At 29.4% G+C, this 2592-nt stretch carries 1 protein-coding gene and 1 pseudogene; both read right to left on the reverse strand.

Annotated features, from left to right (window positions below):
* Positions 1-76: 76 nt before the first annotated feature.
* Complete coding sequence (locus BUB48_RS17360) at positions 77-1717, reverse strand: Eco57I restriction-modification methylase domain-containing protein (protein WP_073028212.1); 1641 nt, start codon at positions 1715-1717, stop codon at positions 77-79.
* A 27-nt stretch (positions 1718-1744) separates the two neighbouring features.
* Positions 1745-2592 (reverse strand): annotated as a pseudogene (locus tag BUB48_RS18250) (Eco57I restriction-modification methylase domain-containing protein); the annotation flags it as partial.

Raw genomic sequence — 2592 nt, forward strand, 5'->3', positions numbered from 1 at the left:
ATATTTGTGACAGTTTGCCATATACAGAACTTATCATATATAATTAACATAACAGTCAAATTGTTAGAAAAGTAAATTATCTGCTCCTATCTCTTCTTCGCTTCATTAATTTTTTCCATATATTCCTAAAAAGCATGCATACTTCTTTATCTAAACCCAAGTAATCAATTAAAACTTCTTTATCAACGATATCTAATACTTCTTCAATATTTCCATTATTACGTATATTTTTATCAATTATAGATATCAACTCTTCTGTTTTCTTATCATCAAAATCTTGTAAATATGGAAGCTTTATTTTACCCACTTCTCTGGGTAATATTTCTAACACACCTCCACCGTAACTTCTCCCATTAATTTCAGTAAAAGCAAATGTGATGCTGTTATAGTAAGATAATAATACTTTATTCTTATCAATACCATCATTGAATTTTATACGATGCATTGTATCTGTGCTAACTGCATTTATATTATTCAAAACAAACTTAGGAAATTTATCATTTCTCCTTAATATAAATGCATCTGGTACCCAAACAGATGGTACTATATACCATCTATCTCTAATACTACACTTATAGCCTTCATTAATTTTAGCCTTTTCGCCTTCTTCAATATACTTCTTATGTAATGGAGGATATTCTTCATATGGAATATCACTGGGAAAGTGTACTAAGAATGCTCTCTTATTATCATTAACATTTTTCATCCAATCATCATAAGTAAAATAAACTCCATGTGCATGCGCACTACGCCCAATCAATGGTATCGTTACATTACTTAGCTCATATTTTTCAACAGTACTCTTATCAACAGAAAAATACTTATTATTTCCAGTAGTTATTCCTATATTTACTATACCAATATCATCAAATGTAATAAATCTATCATCATTTCTTAATACTTCTATTAAATCTACCTCATAGTCATGAGTGAAATATTTTGTCCATTTGTCTTTTGTATGAGTTAATGGTATATATTCAATATCCCTTAAATCTAAAAAATTTAGAGAATCTAAATTTTTTAATTGTTTTACACCTATCAATGTTTCTCCATATTCCTTACTTTTCTCTCCGATTAAAACAATTATCTCCTGTTCTGCTTCATCAAAAACAAGTTCCTCAAAAGTAATAAGTGTTATTCTTGATAGAGTATTTGCCATAAATAGCCTCAGGTCTTCTGCATACGCTACTTGCAGAAGTTCAGCTGGAACAATAAAACAAATTTTTCCACTTTCACTTAATAATTGTATACATGCGACAAGAAAACATACCCACGAGTTAATAAGCTTGTTTGCTTTCATTCCATGTGATACAAGAATTTGAGATTGTAATTCTCTTTGCCTTTCACTTAAGTATTGATATCTGATATATGGTGGATTACCAATTATTAAGTCAAAAGGTTTTTCCCAACTCAGCTTAAAATACTCCTCAATAAAATCTCCATTTATTACATCAATATTAAATCTATTAGCTACTCTCCTCCTAGCCTTCTCAGCTTCCTCATCAAATATCTCATAAGCTTTAACATAATCAATATTATCTGGATTAAAATATTTCACTATACTTTCCAGGAACACTCCGTCTCCACAACTAGGTTCTAAAATAGTTTTTATAGTATTATCACTTGCAAAATATCTTGTTAGAAAATCTGCTAAATTAGTAGGTGTATAATACCCACCTCTTAGTTTTTGTGCTGTTGCATCAGCTTTTAGTAACATAACATACCCCTCGTTCTATCACATTCTTTATATACTATATACATAAGTTATTAACCCTTCAATCTCTGCAATTAATCTTTGTTTTTCATAAAATAAAGAAGCAATTTTTTTACTAGATAAACTATTTTTTAATATATCATTTATTTCATATACTCTTTTTGTCTTTGAAACAACATCATTGTATATATTTACATGTTTATCATTTTTAAAATCAAGTGATTTAAATGGTAACTCATCAAGAACATACGTTCCTCGTGAATAATATCCACCTTCAAAATCACTGCCTATTATTGAAATTAACCATTCTGTAATTGGATGTGTCAAGTATGCTTGTATATACTCTAAACAATATGGACTACCTTCTTTTTCTCCAATAGCACAATATCCAGCTGTGCCACCAGAAGCAATAACGTAATCATTATTGTCATAAATATACATTGGATTTCTGCTTAAAACCCCAACAATCAATTTAGGTTTGTTATTAAATGCGGTTAAGGCTTGATCTCTACCATATTGATACCAAGTATCTGGTGTTGCCATAGGTACATCTCTTTTTCCAGTAGGATCTATCTGTCTAGGTTTCAGAATATCATACCTATCTGTTAAATACTGAAAAGTACCTGGAAAGTTATTCTTCATAACATTAATAGGATATAATTTTCCTGATTGATCATATGGAAATATTATCCACTTATTTGTAGTTAGAATATCATAGGTTGATAGATTCTGTTCCTTTCTGCCTATTGGCTTAAAATATCTTTTTAATATGCTTTTTTCAATAGTATATTGTTTCCCAAATTTTCTAATTTCAAAATAATCATCTGTCTCCCTAATAATTTCTTCCTCAGAAAACCAATATACAGGTGGACGTTCTG

This window comes from Lutispora thermophila DSM 19022 (assembly GCF_900142105.1).
Classification (GTDB): Bacteria; Bacillota; Clostridia; order Lutisporales; family Lutisporaceae; genus Lutispora; species Lutispora thermophila.